Origin of the sequence: Streptomyces tirandamycinicus (assembly GCF_003097515.1) — a bacterium.
GTDB lineage: Bacteria > Actinomycetota > Actinomycetes > Streptomycetales > Streptomycetaceae > Streptomyces > Streptomyces tirandamycinicus.
On sequence record NZ_CP029188.1, the window covers coordinates 5,204,624 to 5,222,183 of the forward strand.

The 17,560-nt window shown below is 73.3% G+C and carries 11 protein-coding genes and 1 pseudogene; 7 read left to right on the forward strand and 5 right to left on the reverse strand.

Going from position 1 to position 17,560, the window contains the following annotated elements; translation table 11 throughout:
• Positions 1-112: 112 nt before the first annotated feature.
• A complete protein-coding gene (locus tag DDW44_RS23035) occupies positions 113-4,735 on the reverse strand; it encodes an ATP-dependent helicase (protein ID WP_108907579.1) in 4,623 nt (1,540 codons plus the stop codon).
• A gap of 56 nt (positions 4,736-4,791) precedes the next feature.
• Between DDW44_RS23035 and DDW44_RS23040 the strand changes: the two genes are divergently transcribed.
• From DDW44_RS23040 to DDW44_RS23050, 3 genes are all read left to right on the forward strand, one after another.
• Entirely contained in the window at positions 4,792-5,625 is an 834-nt protein-coding gene (locus DDW44_RS23040) for an AraC family transcriptional regulator (RefSeq protein ID WP_108907580.1), read from the forward strand.
• A 415-nt stretch (positions 5,626-6,040) separates the two neighbouring features.
• Positions 6,041-6,730, forward strand: a complete 690-nt coding sequence (locus DDW44_RS23045) for an AzlC family ABC transporter permease (RefSeq protein WP_017949998.1) — start codon at positions 6,041-6,043, stop codon at positions 6,728-6,730.
• On the forward strand, positions 6,727-7,035 hold the full coding sequence (locus DDW44_RS23050) for an AzlD domain-containing protein (RefSeq protein ID WP_017949999.1): 309 nt from the start codon (positions 6,727-6,729) through the stop codon (positions 7,033-7,035). Before DDW44_RS23045 ends, DDW44_RS23050 begins: the two co-directional genes overlap by 4 nt.
• Before the next feature lie 184 nt (positions 7,036-7,219).
• Here DDW44_RS23050 and DDW44_RS23055 read toward each other — a convergent pair whose 3' ends face one another.
• Positions 7,220-8,125, reverse strand: coding sequence for a hypothetical protein (locus DDW44_RS23055; protein ID WP_108907581.1), 906 nt, complete (start codon positions 8,123-8,125; stop codon positions 7,220-7,222).
• Positions 8,126-8,204: 79 nt separating this feature from the next.
• Here DDW44_RS23055 and DDW44_RS23060 point away from each other — a divergent pair, with 79 nt between their 5' ends.
• The 4 genes and pseudogenes from DDW44_RS23060 to recX form a co-directional block, all read left to right on the forward strand.
• Positions 8,205-8,399: a DUF3046 domain-containing protein gene (locus DDW44_RS23060; protein ID WP_017950001.1), complete on the forward strand. Its 195-nt coding sequence runs from the start codon at positions 8,205-8,207 to the stop codon at positions 8,397-8,399.
• Between the two features lie 480 nt (positions 8,400-8,879).
• Positions 8,880-10,022, forward strand: a complete 1,143-nt coding sequence (locus DDW44_RS23065) for an AI-2E family transporter (RefSeq protein WP_341867093.1) — start codon at positions 8,880-8,882, stop codon at positions 10,020-10,022.
• 364 nt (positions 10,023-10,386) lie between these two features.
• A complete protein-coding gene (gene recA, locus DDW44_RS23070; RefSeq protein ID WP_018888351.1) occupies positions 10,387-11,520 on the forward strand; it encodes a recombinase RecA in 1,134 nt (377 codons plus the stop codon).
• Positions 11,433-12,122, forward strand: a pseudogene (recX, locus tag DDW44_RS23075) (recombination regulator RecX); the annotation flags it as partial. The gene recA and the pseudogene recX, both read left to right, overlap by 88 nt.
• A 169-nt stretch (positions 12,123-12,291) precedes the next feature.
• Here the strand turns inward: recX and DDW44_RS23080 are convergent.
• The 3 genes from DDW44_RS23080 to DDW44_RS23090 form a co-directional block, all read right to left on the reverse strand.
• Positions 12,292-13,896, reverse strand: coding sequence for an FAD-dependent monooxygenase (locus DDW44_RS23080; protein ID WP_108907583.1), 1,605 nt, complete (start codon positions 13,894-13,896; stop codon positions 12,292-12,294).
• Positions 13,897-14,161: 265 nt separating this feature from the next.
• Complete coding sequence (locus DDW44_RS23085; protein WP_208647999.1) at positions 14,162-15,331, reverse strand: D-alanyl-D-alanine carboxypeptidase family protein; 1,170 nt, start codon at positions 15,329-15,331, stop codon at positions 14,162-14,164.
• Between the two features lie 1,214 nt (positions 15,332-16,545).
• The gene (locus DDW44_RS23090; protein WP_240800689.1) at positions 16,546-17,535 is read right to left on the reverse strand and encodes an isopenicillin N synthase family dioxygenase; all 990 of its coding nucleotides are present in this window, start codon (positions 17,533-17,535) and stop codon (positions 16,546-16,548) included.
• Between the last annotated feature and the right edge of the window lie 25 nt (positions 17,536-17,560).

A 17,560-nucleotide genomic window follows, 5' to 3' on the forward strand; every position in this document is an offset into this window, starting at 1 on the left:
GCCCGGATGCCCGGCCTCGGCACGAACCCGCCGGGGCCCGAACCCGCCGGACCCGAACCAGCCTCGGCACGAACCCGACGGGGCCAGGGGCATCGGCCGGGTGTGCACGGAGTCAGGCCCGGATGCGCAGACCGCGGGGTGTGGCATGGAAGCCGGCCTCCTCCAGCGGGCGGGAGAGCGGAGAAGTCAGCGCCGCCGAACCGTTGATCCGCTCGACCGTGATCGTGCCGAGCATGCCCGCCCCGCCCGCCTCGGCGAGGGCCTCGGCCGCGGCACGGAGCGCGGGGTCGTCGGGCTCGGTGGGCCAGGACAGCAGGGTCTTGCCGCCCCGTTCCAGGTAGAGCGTGAGCTCCCCGTCGACGAGCACGACCAGTGAGCCCGCCTTGCGGCCCGGTTTGTGGCTCGCGCCGTCCGGCGGCTCGGGCCAGGACAGCGCCGCCCCGTACGCGTTCGCCGGGTCGGCGGCGGCCAGGACCACCGCCCGCGGTGCGGTGTGCCCGTCGGCGCGCTCGCGGGCGCCGGCCGCGGCCCGCAGCCGGTCCACCGCGCCGTCCATCGCGAACTGGGCGGCTCCGAGACCCTCGACGACATAGCCGCGCCGGGCCTGCCCGCTGTCCTCGAAGGCGGAGAGGACGCGGTACGTCGCCGAGAAGCCGCCCTCGACGCCCTCGGCGGCGACCGCGCCCCTGGTGACGACGCCATGCCGGTCCAGCAGCGTGCGGGCCAGGGCGTGGGCGCGGTGCGTGGGGTCGGGCTCCTGCGCGGGCAGCAGGGACCAGCGTCCGGAGACGGTCGGGGGACCGTTGCGGGAGGCGGTCCGCGCGGCCGCCGTCAGCGAGCCGTACCGTCCGCGCGGAACGGTGCGCCGGGCGCGGTGCGCGGTGGAGCCCGCCGTGCGGCCGGATCCCAGGAGGGAGCGCAGCGGCGCCAGGGTGTCGTTGGTGAGCCGGCCGGACCAGGCCAGATCCCACAGGGCGTCGGCGAGCTGGGGGTCGCCGGCCTCGGGGTGGGTCGTGGCCCGCACCTGGTCCGCGATCTGGCGGAAAAACAGGCCGTAGCCTCCCGACAGGGCCGAGAGCACCGACTCGTGGAGGGCCGTCAACTCCAGCGGGTGGGGTTGCGGCAGCAGCAGCGGGGCGGCGTCCGCGTGATAGAGCGAGACCCAGCCGTCCTTGCCGGGCAGCGCGCCGGCTCCGGCCCACACCACCTCGCCCGTCGTGGTGAGCTCGTCCAGCATGCCCGGCGCGTATCCGGCCACCCGGGACGGGAGGATCAGCTTCTCCAGCGCCGATGCGGGCACGGGAGCGCCCTGGAGCTGCTCGACGGCACGGGCCAGCCCGTCGATCCCGCGCAGGCTGCTGCCGCCCAGATGCTGCCACTGCGGCAGGAAGGTCGCCAGCGCGGCGGGCGGCACCGGCTCCAGCTCCTCGCGGAGCGCGGCCAGGGAGCGGCGCCGCAGCCGCCGCAGCACGGCGGCGTCGCACCACTCCTGCCCGATGCCCGACGGATGGAACTCGCCCTGGACGACCCGCCCGGCCGCGGCGAGCCGCTGCAGTGCCCCGTCCGTGACGGCCGCGCCCAGCCCGAACCGCGCGGCCGCCTGCGACGAGGTGAACGGACCGTGCGTACGGGCGAAACGGGCCAGCAGATCGCCGAGCGGGTCCTTCACCGGCTCCGTGAACGCCTCCGGGACGCCCACCGGGAGCGCCGTGCCCAGCGCGTCCCTGAGGCGTCCCGCGTCCTCGGCCGCCGCCCAGTGCTCCGCACCGGCGATCCGGACCCGGATGGCGCGGCGGGTGCCGGCGAGCTCCTCGGGCCAGCGGGGGTCGGCTCCGCGCTCGGCCAGCTCCTCGGCCGTGAGCGGTCCGAGGACCCGCAGCAGGTCCGCGACGCCCTCCACGTCCTTGATCCTGCGGTCGTCCGTGAGCCACTGGAGTTCCCGCTCCAGCTCGCTCAGGACGTCCGCGTCGAGCAGCTCCCGCAGTTCCGCCTGGCCCAGCAGCTCGGCCAGCAGCCGGGAGTCCAGGGAGAGCGCGGCGGCCCGGCGCTCGGCCAGCGGCGAGTCCCCTTCGTAGAGGAACTGGGCCACATAGCCGAAGAGGAGGGAGCGTGCGAAGGGGGAGGGCTCGGGGGTGGTCACCTCGACCAGCCGCACGGTGCGGGACTCGATGTCGCCCATCAGCTCCTCGAGCCCGGGGACGTCGAAGACGTCCTGGAGGCATTCCCGTACGGCCTCGAGGACGATCGGGAACGAGCCGAACTCGCCGGCGACCTGCAGCAGCTGGGCCGCCCGCTGGCGCTGCTGCCACAGCGGGGTGCGCTTGCCGGGGTTGCGGCGCGGCAGCAGCAGGGCGCGTGCCGCGCACTCGCGGAACCGGGACGCGAACAGCGCGGATCCGCCCACCTGGTCGGTGACGATCTGACCGATCTCGCCCTTGTCGAAGAGGGTGTCGCCGGCGCCGACGGGGGCCTGGTCACCGTCGTACGAGGTGTCCAGGTGCACCGGGTCCTGGTCCAGCAGATCGAGGCCCATCAGGTCGGCGTCGGGGAGCCGCAGCACGATTCCGTCGTCCGCGTGCATGACCTGGGCGTCCATGCCGTACCGCTCGGAGAGGCGCGCACCCAGCGCGAGCGCCCAGGGCGCATGGACCTGGGCGCCGAACGGCGAGTGCACCACGACCCGCCAGTCGCCCAGTTCGTCACGGAACCGCTCGATGACGATGGTGCGGTCGTCGGGCACATGCCCGCAGGCCCGGCGCTGCTCGTCGAGGTACGACAGGACGTTGCCCGCCGCCCAGCCGTCGAGGCCGGCCGTCATCAGCCGCAGCCGGGCGTCCTCCTCGGGCAGCGACCCGATCTCGCGGAGGAAGGCGCCCACCGCCCTGCCCAGCTCGAGCGGGCGGCCCAGCTGGTCGCCCTTCCAGAACGGCAGCCGGCCCGGGACCCCGGGCGCGGGGGAGACGAGCACCCGGTCGCGGGTGATGTCCTCGATCCGCCAGGAGGTGGTGCCCAGGGTGAAGACGTCGCCGACCCGGGACTCGTACACCATCTCCTCGTCGAGCTCGCCGACCCGGCCACCGCCCTTCTTGGGGTCCGCACCGGCCAGGAAGACGCCGAACAACCCGCGGTCCGGGATCGTGCCGCCCGAGGTGACCGCGAGCCGCTGGGCGCCGGGGCGCCCCGTGACCGTCCCGGCGACCCGGTCCCACACCACGCGCGGGCGCAGTTCGGCGAAGGCGTCGGACGGATACCGGCCCGCCAGCATGTCCAGCACGGCCGTGAACGCCGACTCGGGGAGCGAGGCGAAGGGCGCGGCGCGCCGCACGACGGCCAGCAGGTCGTCGAACTGCCAGGTGTCCAGGGCGACCATGGCGACGAGCTGCTGGGCCAGCACGTCCAGCGGATTGGCGGGGATGCGGAGCGACTCGATCGAACCCGTGCGCATCCGCTCGGTGACGACGGCCGCCTGGACCAGATCACCCCGGTACTTGGGGAAGACGACACCCGTGGAGACCGCGCCCACCTGGTGCCCGGCGCGGCCGACGCGCTGCAGGCCGGAGGCGACCGACGGCGGGGACTCGACCTGGACGACCAGGTCCACCGCGCCCATGTCGATGCCCAGCTCCAGGCTGGACGTCGCGACGACGGCGGGCAGTCTGCCCGCCTTCAGGTCCTCCTCGACGAGGGCGCGCTGCTCCTTGGAGACCGAGCCGTGGTGCGCGCGGGCGAGCAGCGGGGGCGCGCCCTGCGCCGCACCGGACTGCGCCATGACCTCGGCCGGCGGGGCGCCGTCGGGAAGGGGCTCCCCCACGGCCCGTTCGTAGGCGATCTCGTTGAGCCGGTTGCAGAGCCGCTCCGCGAGCCGGCGGGAGTTCGCGAAGACGATCGTCGAGCGGTGGGCCTGCACCAGATCGGCGATGCGCTCCTCCACCTGCGGCCAGATCGACGGCTTCTCACCGGGTCCGTCCGGCTCGGACGCCGGCGAGCCGCCGAGCTCGCCCATGTCCTCGACCGGGACGACGACGGAGAGGTCGAACTCCTTCCCGGACGGCGGCTGGACGATCTCCGCCCGGCGCCCCGGCGACAGATAGCGCGCCACCTCGTCCACCGGCCGCACGGTCGCCGAGAGGCCGATCCTGCGGGCCGGCCGGGGCAGCAGCTCGTCCAGCCGCTCCAGGGACAGCGCCAGGTGCGCGCCGCGCTTGGTGCCCGCGACCGCGTGCACCTCGTCCACGATCACCGTCTCGACGCCGCTCAGCGACTCACGGGTGGCGGAGGTGAGCATCAGGAACAGCGACTCGGGAGTGGTGATCAGGATGTCCGGGGGACGGGTGGCCAGCGCCCGCCGCTCGGCCGCGGGGGTGTCCCCGGACCGGATGCCGACACGCACCTCGGGCTCGGGCAGCCCGAGCCGCACGGCCTCCTGCCGGATACCGGTCAGCGGGCTGCGGAGATTGCGCTCCACGTCGACCGCGAGGGCCTTCAGCGGCGACACGTACAGCACCCGGCAGCGCTTTCTGACGTCCGCCGGCGGCGGGGCGGACGTCAGGCCGTCGAGGGCGGCCAGGAACGCGGCGAGCGTCTTCCCGGATCCGGTCGGGGCGACGACCAGCACGTCGGAGCCGCGGCCGATGGCCCGCCAGGCGCCCTCCTGGGCCGCGGTGGGCGCGCTGAAGGCCCCCGTGAACCAGCCGCGGGTCGCGGGGGCGAAGGTGTCGAGTGCACTGCCGGCCATGACACCCATCGTGCACCGCCCCACTGACAAGCGCCCGGACCTGCGAGAATGACGACATGACCGAGGGCGAGTGGGCGCGGTACTGGCAGCACGAGCGGCTCCCGGGCATCGACCTGCTCCGGGCCCGGTACGTGCGGCACACGTTCCCCCGCCACAGCCACGAGGGCTATGTCTTCGGGACCATCACGCACGGTGTCGAGGACGTCGGGCTCCCGGGTGGTGTCGTGCACGCCGGGCCCGGCACGGTCGTGATGATCAATCCGGAGGTTCCGCACAGCGCGCGGGCCGGAGTCGCGGAGGGCTGGGTGTACTCGACCCTCTACCCGTCGTCACGGGTGGTGGCCGAGATAGCGGCGGAGACCACGGCCATCAGGGGGACCCCCGGCTTCGCGGAGGCCGAGGTGGCCGACCGGCAGGCGGCCCTGATGATCCGCGAGGTCCACCGGGCGGCCGAGGAGGGCAACGCGCTCGCCGCCGACAGCGTGCTGCGGATCATGGTGGCGCGGCTGCTGCGCAATCACGGGAGCAGCCTCCCGGCGCGCGACCCGCTCACGGCGGGCGCGCGCGACGCGGAGCGCGCCCGGGCGGTGCTGGAGGAGCGGATGGCCGATCCGCCCACCCTCCACGCCCTCGCCGTGGAGCTGGGGACCAGCCCGTTCGCCCTGCTGCGGGCCTTCCGTGACCGCTACGGGATGCCACCGCACACCTGGCTCACCGACGCCCGGGTCCGCCGGGCCCGGCGGCTGCTGGACGTGGGCGAGGCCCCGGCGCAGGCGGCCGCCGCGGTCGGGTTCACCGATCAGCCGCACCTGAACCGGCACTTCACACGGATCGTGGGGGTGCCCCCGGGTGCCTACCGGCGGGGACGGGGCGTCGGCGGACCGGGGTGAGGTCCACCGCACGGCGGGGCGAGCGGCGGCCGGGCGGCTGCGGCCACGCGCGGGTACGGCCCGGGGCGCGCGTACGGGCAGCGGCGGCTGGGGCTGCGGCTGCGGCCACGGCGCGGGCGGCCACGGCGCGGGCGGGCACGGCTGCCGGACGGACGGCGGACGGCGTACGAGAAGGGGCCGCGGACGAGAAGGGCCGCGGACGAGAAGGGGCCTCTGACCAGAAGGGCCGCGGCGTGCGCGGCGACGGGTGAGGCAGCGCGCGCAAGAACGTACAAGACCGCAAAGCGTCCGGTCCCGTACCGTCCACGACGTGCCAGAACAGACAGCATCAGCAGCAATACCCATCGACGCCGAACGGCGCGCCGCAGCCGGTGCGCCCGGGGAGCCCGGGGCGCGGACGACCGCCGGCGTACCGGTGAAGGCCGACTCCGCCGTGGTACGGGACGCCCTCGGGGTGGGCGTCGCCGTCGGCCTCTCCGGCTTCGCGTTCGGTGTGACCGCCGCGGGCGCCGGGCTCGACGTCCTGCAGATCTGCGCCCTCAGCCTGCTCGTCTTCACCGGTGCGTCGCAGTTCGCCCTGGTCGGCGCGCTGGCCGCGGGCGGCAACCCGTTCACCGCCGCCGCCGGCGCCTTCTTCCTCGGCACCCGCAACGCCTTCTACGGCCTGCGGCTCTCCCAGCTCCTCGCCGTGCGCCGGGTCGTCCGGCCCCTCGCCGCCCACTGGGTCATCGACGAGACCACCGCGGTGGCCCTGGCCCAGCCCACCCGCAGGGCCGCCCGCATCGGCTTCACCGTCACCGGGCTCACCCTCTACGTGCTGTGGAACCTCACCACGCTGCTCGGGGCGCTCGGTGCCGAGGCCATCGGCGACACGAACGCCTGGGGACTGGACGCGGCCGGGCCGGCCGTCTTCCTCGCACTGCTGGCACCCATGCTGCGCACGACGACCGATCGGGTGGTCGCGGGGATCGCGGCCGTCCTCGGGCTGGGGCTGCTGCCGGTGCTGCCCGCCGGAGTACCGGTGCTGGTCGCGGCACTCGCGGCGCCCGCCGTGCTCTGGTGGCAGGGACGGACGGCCGGCAAGCGGAAGGGAGCGGGGCGTTGAACGTCTGGATCGCCATCGGAGTGACCGCCGCCGCCTGCTACCTGGTCAAACTGACCGGTCTGCTGGTGCCGGCCGGTGTGCTGGAGCGCCCGCTCGTCCAGCGGCTCGCCGCCCTGCTCCCGGTCGCCCTGCTGGCCGCGCTCACCGCCCAGCAGACGTTCGGCGCGGGCGACGCACTGGTGCTGGACGCCCGTGCCGCCGGGCTGGCCGCCGCCGCGGTGGCGCTGGTCCTGCGGGCGCCGTTCCTCGTCGTGGTCGCCGCCGCCGTGGTGGTCACCGCGGGGGTGAGGGCTCTCGGCGGCTGATCCGACGAGGCCGTCCCGCGACCCCGGGTACCGGGGGCCGGCGGCGACCGGTACCCGAGGCGCGTGCGGCGGGAAGACGCCTGCCGGCATGCAGGACGTCTGCCGGCACGCAGGACGTCTGCCGGCACGCAAGGCGGCGCCGGCAGCAGGGTGCGCGGGGCCGGCAGCCAGGGCGCGGGCCGGCTCAGTGCAGCACCCGCCCGTGTGCCCGCAGCGTGCGCAGCGCCTCGAGCGTCACCAGCGGGCGCCACTCCAGGGCGGTACCGGGCGCCCACCGGCGCCACCGGACCGGCCAGCCACCGTCCTCCTGCTGCTCACGGGCGAGGTGGTCCAGCGACCGGTCCATCTCCTCGTCGGTGAACCAGCGCCGCGCCAGCGAGCCGGGTACGCGTGCGTAGTCGTGCGGGTAGTGGTACTCGCCCGGCGCGTAGCCCCCGGCGACCGGGTAGTCGTCGGAACGGTCCGGGTCGAGCACCACCAGCCGCTGCTCGCGGACCAGCCGTCCGAGCCGGGCCGCGGCCTCCTCGGCACGCGACCTGTCCGGGACCCCGTCCAGGAACGCGACCGCCGCCTGGATCTCGTACGGGTGCGACTTCCGCAGCCCCTCCACCGCCGCCCAGCAGAAGTCGGTCGCGCGGAACAGCCAGGCGTGCCACACCTGGTTGCGGTGCAGCAGACCCACCACGGGCCCCGTGGCCAGCAGCTCACTGGGCGGATCCGACACGATGGGAAAGAACGGCGCCGTGGGATAGCCGCGCTGCGAGGGATGGATCGCGGGCAGGGCGCCGTCCCGGGTGGCCGCGTTGGTCAGGTAGCGGCAGATCCGCTCCGCCCGCAGTCCGCCGCAGCGCCCGATCGAGTCGAGCACGCGCAGGGCGTGCGCCGTGTGCAGCGGCTGGCTCGCGGGGCCGCGGAGATCGGGTTCCAGGGCGTGGCCGTAGCCACCGTCCTCGTTGAGGTACGCCGTCAGCGCGGCCTCGACCGGCTCCGCCGCGGCCCCCAGGAAGTGGTACGCGAACCGTCGCTGTTCGAGCACGCGGGCCGTGAGCCAGACGAAGTGCTCGGCGCGTGCCAGAGGTGTTCCCGCCATGTTCCGACGGTAGGGGCGAACGGGCTTCGCACAAGGCCGACGGACGGGTGTGCACTCTCAGGGGGCGGATACTGGTGTCATGCGGTTGACGATTTTCTGGGAGCGGATGGAAGAGCACTTCGGTGCTGCCTACGCCGACTCCTTCGCACGCGACCATGTGATGACGGAACTCGGGGGCCGGACGGTGTACGAGGCGCTGGCCGCGGGCTGGGAGACGAAGGACGTCTGGCGAGGGGTGTGCGCCGCGGTCGGCATCCCCGCGGACAGGCGCTGACCCGGAGGCTCCACCGTCCCGCGTCCAGCGCCCGCGCCTCCCGGTCGCTCCCCGTTCTCCCCGTCCTCCGTTCCCCCCCCTTCCGTCCTCCCCGTCCTCCGTCCTCCGTCCTCTCCGTCCCGCGATCCTGTCCCGCGTCCAGTGCCCGCGCCCCGCGTCCCGGCGGGCAGGCCCGGTGCCGGTGAGGTACGTGCCCGGCCGGTCCGGCGCGTGGTGACGGGCTTCGTCCACAGACCCGTGCCGGGTGTCGCCGGGGTAGGCGAGACTTGCTCCGTGGCAGCGAACGACGGGACCACCCAGGACGAGAACCGCCCGACCTCCCTCTACACGGAGGCCGGGCGGCCCGGCGACGACCCCGGGAGCGGTTCGGACGGCGCCCCGGCCCGGGCGACCGTGCCTGCGCCCGCAGCCGCCCCCGACGGGGCGGGTGGGGCCGACGGGGCCGGAGGGGCCCCTGCCGCGGCGGCCGCGACGGGGCGGATGCCCCGCTGGCTGCCCCGCGCCATGGTGCTGGCGCTGGCGCTCTACGGCTGCTTCCAGCTCGGCAGCTGGGCCTTCCACCAACTGATCGGCCTGCTGATCAACGTGCTGATCGCGTTCTTCCTGGCGCTGGCGATCGAGCCGGCCGTGGGCCGCATGGCGGCCCGCGGCATGCGTCGCGGCATCGCCACGTTCCTCGTCTTCATCGCGGTGCTGGCGGCGAGCGTGGGCTTCGTCGTGGCACTCGGCTCGCTGCTGGCCGGTCAGATCGTCGAGATGGTCGAGGAGTTCCCCCAGTACCTGGACCAGGTGATCAACTGGATCAACAAGACCTTCCACAGCGAACTGTCCAGGGTCGCGATCCAGGACAGCCTGCTGCGTTCCGACTGGCTGCAGAAGTACGTGCAGAACAGCGCGACCGGCGTGCTCGACGTCTCCGCGACGGTGCTCGGCGGCCTGTTCAAGCTGCTGACGATCTTCCTCTTCTCCTTCTACTTCGCGGCGGACGGGCCGAGGCTGCGGCGGGCGCTGTGCTCGGTGCTGCCGCCGTCGAAGCAGGCCGAGGTGCTGAGGGCCTGGGAGATCGCCGTCGACAAGACGGGCGGGTATCTGTACTCGCGCGGGCTGATGGCGCTGATCTCGGGGTTCGCCCACTATGTGCTGCTGGCGATGCTGGATGTGCCCTACGCCCCGGCGCTGGCCATGTGGGTGGGGTTGGTGTCGCAGTTCATCCCGACCATCGGCACCTATCTCGCGGGCGCCCTGCCGATGCTCATCGCCTTCACGATCAACCCCTGGTACGCGCTGTGGGTGCTGGGCTTCGTGCTGATCTACCAGCAGTTCGAGAACTACGTGCTGCAGCCGAAGCTCACCGCCCGGACGGTGGACATCCATCCGGCGGTGGCGTTCGGCTCGGTCATCGCCGGCACCGCGCTGCTGGGTGCCGTCGGCGCGCTGATCGCGATTCCGGCGGTCGCCACGCTGCAGGCCTTCCTCGGCGCGTACGTGAAGCGCTACACCGTGACGGAGGACCCGCGGGTCCACGGGCACCGCAGGCACGGCGAGGTGGTGCTGGCACGGGTGCAGCGGGCCCTGCGCAGCAAGAAGGACGGGTCGGCGGCCGACGGGGAGAGCGGCGGCTGAGAACTCTCCGGGATGGCGGCCGTCCTCCGGCGGCCCGCTGCCGGCAGCCGGCATACCGGTCGTCGCGCCGGCCGTACCGCCGACTGTCCTGCCGGCCGTCCTGCCGGTCGTCGGCCGGTCGTCCCACCGGTCGTCACGGTGGTCGTCCCGGCAGCCCCGCGGGCGCCGGTGCGGCCCACGACGGGCGGTGCGGAGACGCGCTTGACACCAAAATCGAACATCCATTCTTATGGGGGTCCGGCCTTGGGATCCCGGGTTCTCGCCGGGTTGTCCACAGGTTGGAGGACGTCGGGGCGCATTGTCAGTGGCAGGGGTTAGCGTCTTGGACGTGAAGCGATCGACTCAAGCAAACCGGGTGGAACCCATGGCAGGAACCGACCGCGAGAAGGCGCTCGACGCCGCGCTCGCGCAGATTGAACGACAGTTCGGCAAGGGCGCCGTGATGCGCATGGGCGAGCGGTCGAAGGAGCCCATCGAGGTCATCCCGACCGGCTCGACCGCGCTCGACGTCGCGCTGGGTGTCGGCGGCCTGCCGCGAGGCCGTGTCGTGGAGATCTACGGCCCGGAGTCCTCCGGCAAGACGACCCTGACCCTGCACGCCGTCGCCAACGCGCAGAAGGCCGGCGGCCAGGTCGCCTTCGTCGACGCGGAACACGCCCTCGACCCCGAGTACGCCAAGAAGCTCGGCGTCGACATCGACAACCTCATCCTGTCCCAGCCGGACAACGGTGAGCAGGCGCTCGAGATCGTCGACATGCTGGTCCGCTCCGGCGCCCTCGACCTGATCGTCATCGACTCCGTCGCCGCGCTCGTGCCGCGAGCGGAGATCGAGGGCGAGATGGGCGACTCCCACGTGGGTCTCCAGGCCCGGCTCATGAGCCAGGCCCTGCGGAAGATCACCAGCGCGCTCAACCAGTCCAAGACCACGGCCATCTTCATCAACCAGCTCCGCGAGAAGATCGGCGTGATGTTCGGCTCGCCCGAGACCACCACCGGTGGCCGCGCGCTGAAGTTCTACGCCTCGGTGCGCATCGACATCCGCCGCATCGAGACCCTCAAGGACGGTACCGACGCCGTCGGCAACCGCACCCGCTGCAAGGTCGTCAAGAACAAGGTCGCGCCGCCCTTCAAGCAGGCCGAGTTCGACATCCTCTACGGCCAGGGCATCAGCCGTGAGGGCGGTCTGATCGACATGGGCGTGGAGCACGGCTTCGTGCGCAAGGCCGGCGCCTGGTACACCTACGAGGGCGACCAGCTCGGTCAGGGCAAGGAGAACGCGCGGAACTTCCTGAAGGACAATCCGGACCTCGCCAACGAGATCGAGAAGAAGATCAAGGAGAAGCTGGGCGTCGGAGTGAGCAGCACGGAGGCCCCGGCGGCCGAGCCCGGTGCGGACACGGCGAGCGCCGCGCCCGCCGAAGCCCCCGCCAAGTCGGTGCCCGCGCCCGCAGCCAAGGCGGCGAAGGCCACCAAGACCGCTGCGGCGGCCAAGGGCTGACCGGCACCGTGCCCGACCCGAGCACGCGGCGTACCGCGCAGAGGACGGGCGGCAGCTCCGCATCGTCGAGGGCCGATGAGGAGCTGCCGTCCCAAGACCCGGCGGAGAAGGCGCGGGCGATCTGCCTGCGCCTGCTCACCGGCACCCCGCGGACCCGGAAACAACTCGCCGAGGCGCTCCGCAAGCGCGATATCCCGGACGAGGTCGCCGAAGAGGTGCTTTCGCGCTTCGAGGACGTCGGCCTTGTCGACGACGCGGCGTTCGCGGGCGCCTGGGTGGAGTCACGGCACCACGGTCGCGGACTGGCCCGCCGCGCCCTGGCGCGTGAGCTGCGCACGAAGGGCGTCGACCCGGCGCTGATCGACGAGGCGGTCGGCCGGCTCGACTCCGACCGGGAGGAGGAGACGGCACGCGAGCTGGTCGCCGGGAAACTCCGCTCCACCCGGGGCCTCGACCGGGACCGCCGGCTGCGCCGCCTCGCGGGCATGCTCGCCCGCAAGGGATACCCGGAGGGCATGGCCCTGCGGGTGGTCCGCCGGGCCCTGGAGGAGGAGGGCGAGGACACCGAGGACCTGGACGGTTTGGGGGACGGCTTGTCCTGAGGGCCGTCCCGGACCACCCCTCCGGTTCGGACGCGGGCATCGTGTCCGGCCCGGGGCCGTGCCGGCCGTGGGCGCGGTGCGCCCGCGCCGCACAACCGACGTCCGCAGTGCGGCACTACGGCAGTGCGGCACTACGGCAGTGGGGCAGTGCGGCAGTACAGACGGAGAGTCAGTCCGGTCGGGCGGTGGCGTGCTCGGAAGGGGTCCCCGAGTCCACCGGAGCACCTCCGCGTACCGTGTCGGCCGCCGCGTGCAGCTCGGCCGGATGCACGCCCCCGAAGGCCGCCACGAGATGCCCGTCCGGCCTCACCAGCAGGACCGTGTGCGCCGATGCCCCCGGGTAGGACTCGGCGACGAGCAGTTCCGCCCGGGCGGGCAGTTCCGACACCGTCGAGGCGAGCCGGGGCATGACGCCCGCCGTCACCCAGTGGCGCCGGTCCCACACCCCCGTGCCGGGGGCGACCAGCACCACGAGCAGCCTGGCCCTGCCCAGCCGGTGCCGCAGCCGGCTGGTCGTTCCCTCCGGAGTCGTCACGGCGACGTCCGCCACCGGAGCACCCACCGGGGTGGCGACGGCGGTGAGCGCCCCGGTGTGCCGGGGCGTGAGGGGGGAGTGCGGATAGGCGGGGGGTGCACCCAGCGGGCCGAGCCCCAGGTGCCCGTCCGTCAGCAGGGTGCCGTGGCCCCGGGCGGCGCCCGGCAGATACGTCCGCAGGCCCCCGGTGCCGCGCAGTATCGGCAGCGACTGGTCCGCGGCCCGCAGCCGCGACGCCACCGCCGTGCGCCGTTCCGCCTGGTAGCTGTCGAGCAGGGTGTCGGAGGCGCCGTGGTGCCAGGCGTGCGCCAGTTTCCACGCGAGGTTGTCGGCGTCGCGCACCCCCTCGTCCACTCCCTGGGTGCCGACCGCGCCGAGGAGATGGGCCGCGTCCCCGGCGAGGAAGGCGCGGTCCACCCGCCACCGCCGGGCCAGCCGGTGGTGGAGGGTGTGGACACCGGTGTCGAGGAGGTCGTACTGAGGCGGTCCGTCGCACCAGCCGGCCAGGGTGTCCCGGACCCGCGACACCAGGGCGTCGGGGGTCACCAGTTCGCCGCGGGCGGGCAGCAGCCAGTCCAGCCGCCACACGCCGTCGGGCAGCGGCCGCGCAGTCACCTCGTCACCGACCGTGCGCCACGGCGGCAGCCGGTGCAGCACACCCTCGCCGGGCCAGGGGAGTTCGGTGCGCAGGGCCGCGACGGCGTGGCGTTCCACGGCGGTCCGGCCGGGGAAGCGGATCCCGAGGAGCTTCCTGACCGTCGACCGGGCCCCGTCGCAGCCGACCAGGAAACTCCCCCGCCACCAGGTCGTATCGACGCCGCGGGTGTGTGCGGTGATGCCGCGCCCGTCCTGCTCCAGGGCGTCAAGCCGGGTGCACGCGGCGACCTGCACCAGATCGGTGGTGTCCACGGCGTCCCGCAGTCCGCGCATCAGCGCATGCTGCGGAATGTGCACGGGCGCGGGCAGATCCTCTCCGTGGAACTCCACCCGGCGCAGCTCCTGCTTGCGCCGCAGCGAGCGCCAGCCGACCCAGCGTGCCCCCTCGTCACGGATCGTGGCGCAGCCCAGCCGCTCGGCGAGCGCCGCGGTGTCGGCGCGCAGCACGACCGTCCGCGCGGGGCGCGGATCGTCCTTGCCCTCGCCCTCGTCGAGCACCACGGAGGGAACGCCCTGGGCGGCGAGGGCGAGGGAGAGCACGAGCCCGACCGGACCCGCGCCGACCACGATCACCGGGTCCACGGCACTGCTCCTGGGGCCTGCCGGGACGGAGGGAACAGGGGGATTGGGCAGGTTGGCGCCCGGTGCGCGATCACAGAACGTATGCAACCCACTGCCGCTGCCCCCCGTCAAGCGACGCGGTGCCCAACGGCGAGGCGGCCCCGCCGACCCACGGAACACCGTTGCCCCGGTCCGTGACGGTCCTCCGGTCCGTGACCAATGCCCCGGCCCGTGACCGTGCCCCGGTCCGTGACCGTCCTCCGGCTCGTGCCGCGCGCCACGGAGGTCAGCCGAGCCGGAGCAGTCTCTCGCCGGCGGTCGGCGCGGTGAGGTCGGTTCTGAGGGCCACCGGGACCCGTCGGGCCCCGTCTCCGGTGCCCACCGTCAACTCGCCGACGACGGTGCCGGCCTTCGCAGTCCGGGGGACGGACCGGCCGCCGTCGCTGAAGCCGACGCTCAGCTTCTGCCCGGCGAAGCCGACCGCAGTGAGATCCTCGGCGGCCACGAGCGCGGTTCGGCCGCCGAGCCGGTCGTCGACGCGGCCCACGACCTGGCCCTTGTGCACCACGGTGGCTGATGTGAGGGCCTCGCGTACCGCTTCGATGACCTTCCTGCTGTTGTCCTGCACCAGGATGAGGCTGTCGGCGCCGTTGGGGTCCGGGCCGGCGGCACGCTGGTCCATCATCGTGCCGAGGATCAACCGGGCCTCGCCGGCCACGGTCTTGTGGGCCGCCCATGTCAGGGTGCCCCCGGCCGGGGTGTTGGAGCCGGTCTTGACGCCCGTGACGTTCAGCCCGGCCAGGAGCAGGCGGTCGTTGTTGTTGTGGATGCGTCCAAGACCGGGGATGTCGGCGCTGGGCATGGCGACGATGGTGCGAAACGCGTCGGACTTCATCACCTCCTCCGCCAGTTTGAGCTGGTCGACGGCGGTGCTGACGGTCCTCTCGTCCAGGCCGCTGGGGTCGGTGTAGGTGGTGTTCTCCATGCCCAGTGCCCTGGCCGCGGCGTTCATCTTCCCGACGAACGCCGCCTCGTCCCGGGAGCCGGTGTCCCAACGTGCCAGCAACCGGGCGATGTTGTTGCCCGACGGGATCATCAGCATCTTCAGCATGTCGCGCTCGCTGAAGGTCTGGCCCACCCTGAGACCCACGATGCGCGACTCGTCCCTGGCCCGGCCGTCTTCCACGGTCTGGGCGTCCACCTCGATCCAAGGACCCTCCTCGCCCTTGCCGAGCGGGTGTTCGCGGAGAATCACGTAGGCCGTCATGATCTTGGCGACACTCGCTGTCGGGACGGGCCTCTCCTCGCCGAACGTCGCCGTGGTGCCCGAGCCGACGACCTTGACGGCGCCCTGTCCCTTCCCGGGCCACGGAACGGAGAACGCGGCGCCGTCGACGGTGACGGAAGAGGGGACCTGATCGACTGTTAGGGTCGGCTCGGGGAGCGGGCGGAGCACCTGTACGGCCGGGAGGCCGATCCCGAGAAGCGCTGCGAGCGGGATCCAGACCCTGCCCCTTCCCCCACGGGTGAGGGCCGGGGGACCGGGAGGCGCGGAAGTGCCGGGCGGCTGCGCGGGCGGCTCCGTCGGGTGCGGCGTGTCCTGCTGCCCGGCGCTGTGGGCTTGCGCCACTGCGGACGCCCTGGCCGTGCCGTCGGCGTGGGGGTGGGGGCCCTTCCGTGAATCCGGCGGGTTGCCGGCGTGCCCGTCCGCGGTCGCGGTTCGGCCGGTCGGCTCCGCCGCTGCCGCACCGGCGTCCGCGTCCGCGTCGGCCGTGACCGCGTCCGCGTCGGCCGCGTCAGCTGTGACCGCGACCGTGCCGGGGAGAGCGCTCGCCCCGGCACGGCGCGGCGCCTCGAGGGCGACCGGGGCCGATGGCTCGTTCCCGGACGATTCCGATTCCGTTGCCGCCGCGGTGCCGGGTGCGGGTGCGGGTGCGGATGGGGGTACGGGTGCGTGGCCGGCCGCTTCGGGCGCCGGCCGCTCTCCTTCGGCGTCTGCCGGTGATGGCGCCCTCCCCACCGGCGGTTCGGTGCCCTCCACCGGTGAGCCGTGCCGATGGGGTGCGCCGGGGGAGCAGCCCGCCATTGATCTTTCCTCCATGCTCATGCGCCAAGGGGTTCGGGTCGCAACTCGGTTCCCGGCCGGGACGGGGCCTTCACCGTCGAACGGGGCGTGGGCGTCCGCGCCTCGGGGTGGTGACCGAGGCGCGCACGGTCGGGGCCGCGGGTGCTCGCCGCCGGGCGCCGTACCGCGATCCGCGAGTCACTTCGCGGGCATCGTCGTTGCCCTGGTCACACCCTGTCGGGTGCCGGGCGGACACCGCGTCAGACCGGTCCCGGCGGACTCGGTGTCCGGGGGCCGCCGCAGTGGGTCGCGATCAGGGACCTCCGCCACCCCCGGCCCCTTGGAAGCCGGACAGGGGCACGGGAGGAGCGGGCCCCGCCCTCGCCGGGGCCCGCTCCTCCCATGCGGCTTCCGTGGGCCGGCTGCCGCCCGGCGCGCGGAACCGGAACTGACCCGCTCCAGGGGACGGGTACGGCCCGCCGCTTCGGCGTCGCCGATCGCGCCCGCCGACCGCTGAGCCGAGGTCCCGCCGGTCAGGTCCGGTACCCGCCACGGGCAGACCGCCGTCAGGACCGTCTCACGTCCGGTTGTCCCGGCCACCGCCCTCAGGTCTGACCGTTCTTGACGATCAGCGCACTGAGGCCGTGCTGGAGGTAGTCGCCGTACGAGACCGGCTCGTTCTTCGCCTGGCCGGCCGCGCCCTCGGGCACAAAGGGCTCGATGACGCTGTTGTGCCCTCCGTTGAGGAAGAACGGCAGGGACAGCCGCTCCGCGTTGACGAACTTCACGCGGTGGTTCGGAGCCGGGAAGTAGTCGTGGGTGATGTGGGCCATGTGGGTGCCGCAGTTCACCAGGAAGTTCTCCTCGGACGTCGGCAGGTCCTGCCACCCGTCCACCGTTTCGACCTGCAGGTTCTGCACCTGGGTCTGGTACAGCACGGTGATCATCGACACATCCAGGTGGTCCTCGAAGCTCAGCTTCGTCCCATCCGGACCCGTCTTGACCGGCGGGTAGTCCTCGAGGTACGGGTAGCGGATCAGCGACACGGAGGACAGCGTGTCGGCCTCCGCGAGTGAGGCGTCGAAGAAGTCCTCGGGCTTCCCCAGGGCCAGCGCGAACCCTCGCATGAGGACCGTGGAGAGCCGGAGCATGTCCCGGTAGTACTGCTCGCAGAACGGCCGGAATCGCGGATGCCTGTCCTCGTCCGGCCAGATGTTCACTTCGTGCATCGGTGTTCCGGACTTGATCATCGGGTGGTCGTCGTCGAACGACGGGTTGAGGTAGCAGAAGGACTCGACCGCCTTCCTCCCCTTGACCGCCATGTAGTACCCGTTGCGTACATGCGGGTTGTTCCTGTTGTAGGCGTTGATCGCGAGGTCGTACTTCTCCTGCTCGGTCATGTTCCGGTGGAACTCGTTGACGACGTCCTGCAGCAGCTTGACGTCGATGCCGTGGTTCGAGGCGTAGAAGAAGCCGGACCCCCGGCAGGCCTTGTTGATCGCCTCGGCGACGCGGGCCTTCTCGTTCGGGTCGTCACCGAACAGCGGCGAGATGTCGATCGTCGGCACGTCGGCTGACGGCATCAGAACTGGCATGGAACCCTCCATTGAGTCTGCACAT

What these genes read in the sequence shown, in the direction of transcription:
- DDW44_RS23040 (WP_108907580.1), top strand. Translation starts at nt 4,792, where the DNA reads ATGACCGAGGGCGAGTGGGCGCGGTACTGGCAGCACGAGCGGCTCCCG.
- DDW44_RS23065 (WP_341867093.1), top strand. Translation starts at nt 8,880, where the DNA reads ATGCCCCGCTGGCTGCCCCGCGCCATGGTGCTGGCGCTGGCGCTCTAC.
- DDW44_RS23055 (WP_108907581.1), bottom strand. Translation starts at nt 8,125, where the DNA reads ATGGCGGGAACACCTCTGGCACGCGCCGAGCACTTCGTCTGGCTCACG.
- DDW44_RS23035 (WP_108907579.1), bottom strand. Translation starts at nt 4,735, where the DNA reads ATGGCCGGCAGTGCACTCGACACCTTCGCCCCCGCGACCCGCGGCTGG.
- DDW44_RS23060 (WP_017950001.1), top strand. Translation starts at nt 8,205, where the DNA reads ATGCGGTTGACGATTTTCTGGGAGCGGATGGAAGAGCACTTCGGTGCT.
- DDW44_RS23090 (WP_240800689.1), bottom strand. Translation starts at nt 17,535, where the DNA reads ATGCCAGTTCTGATGCCGTCAGCCGACGTGCCGACGATCGACATCTCG.
- recA (WP_018888351.1), top strand. Translation starts at nt 10,387, where the DNA reads ATGGCAGGAACCGACCGCGAGAAGGCGCTCGACGCCGCGCTCGCGCAG.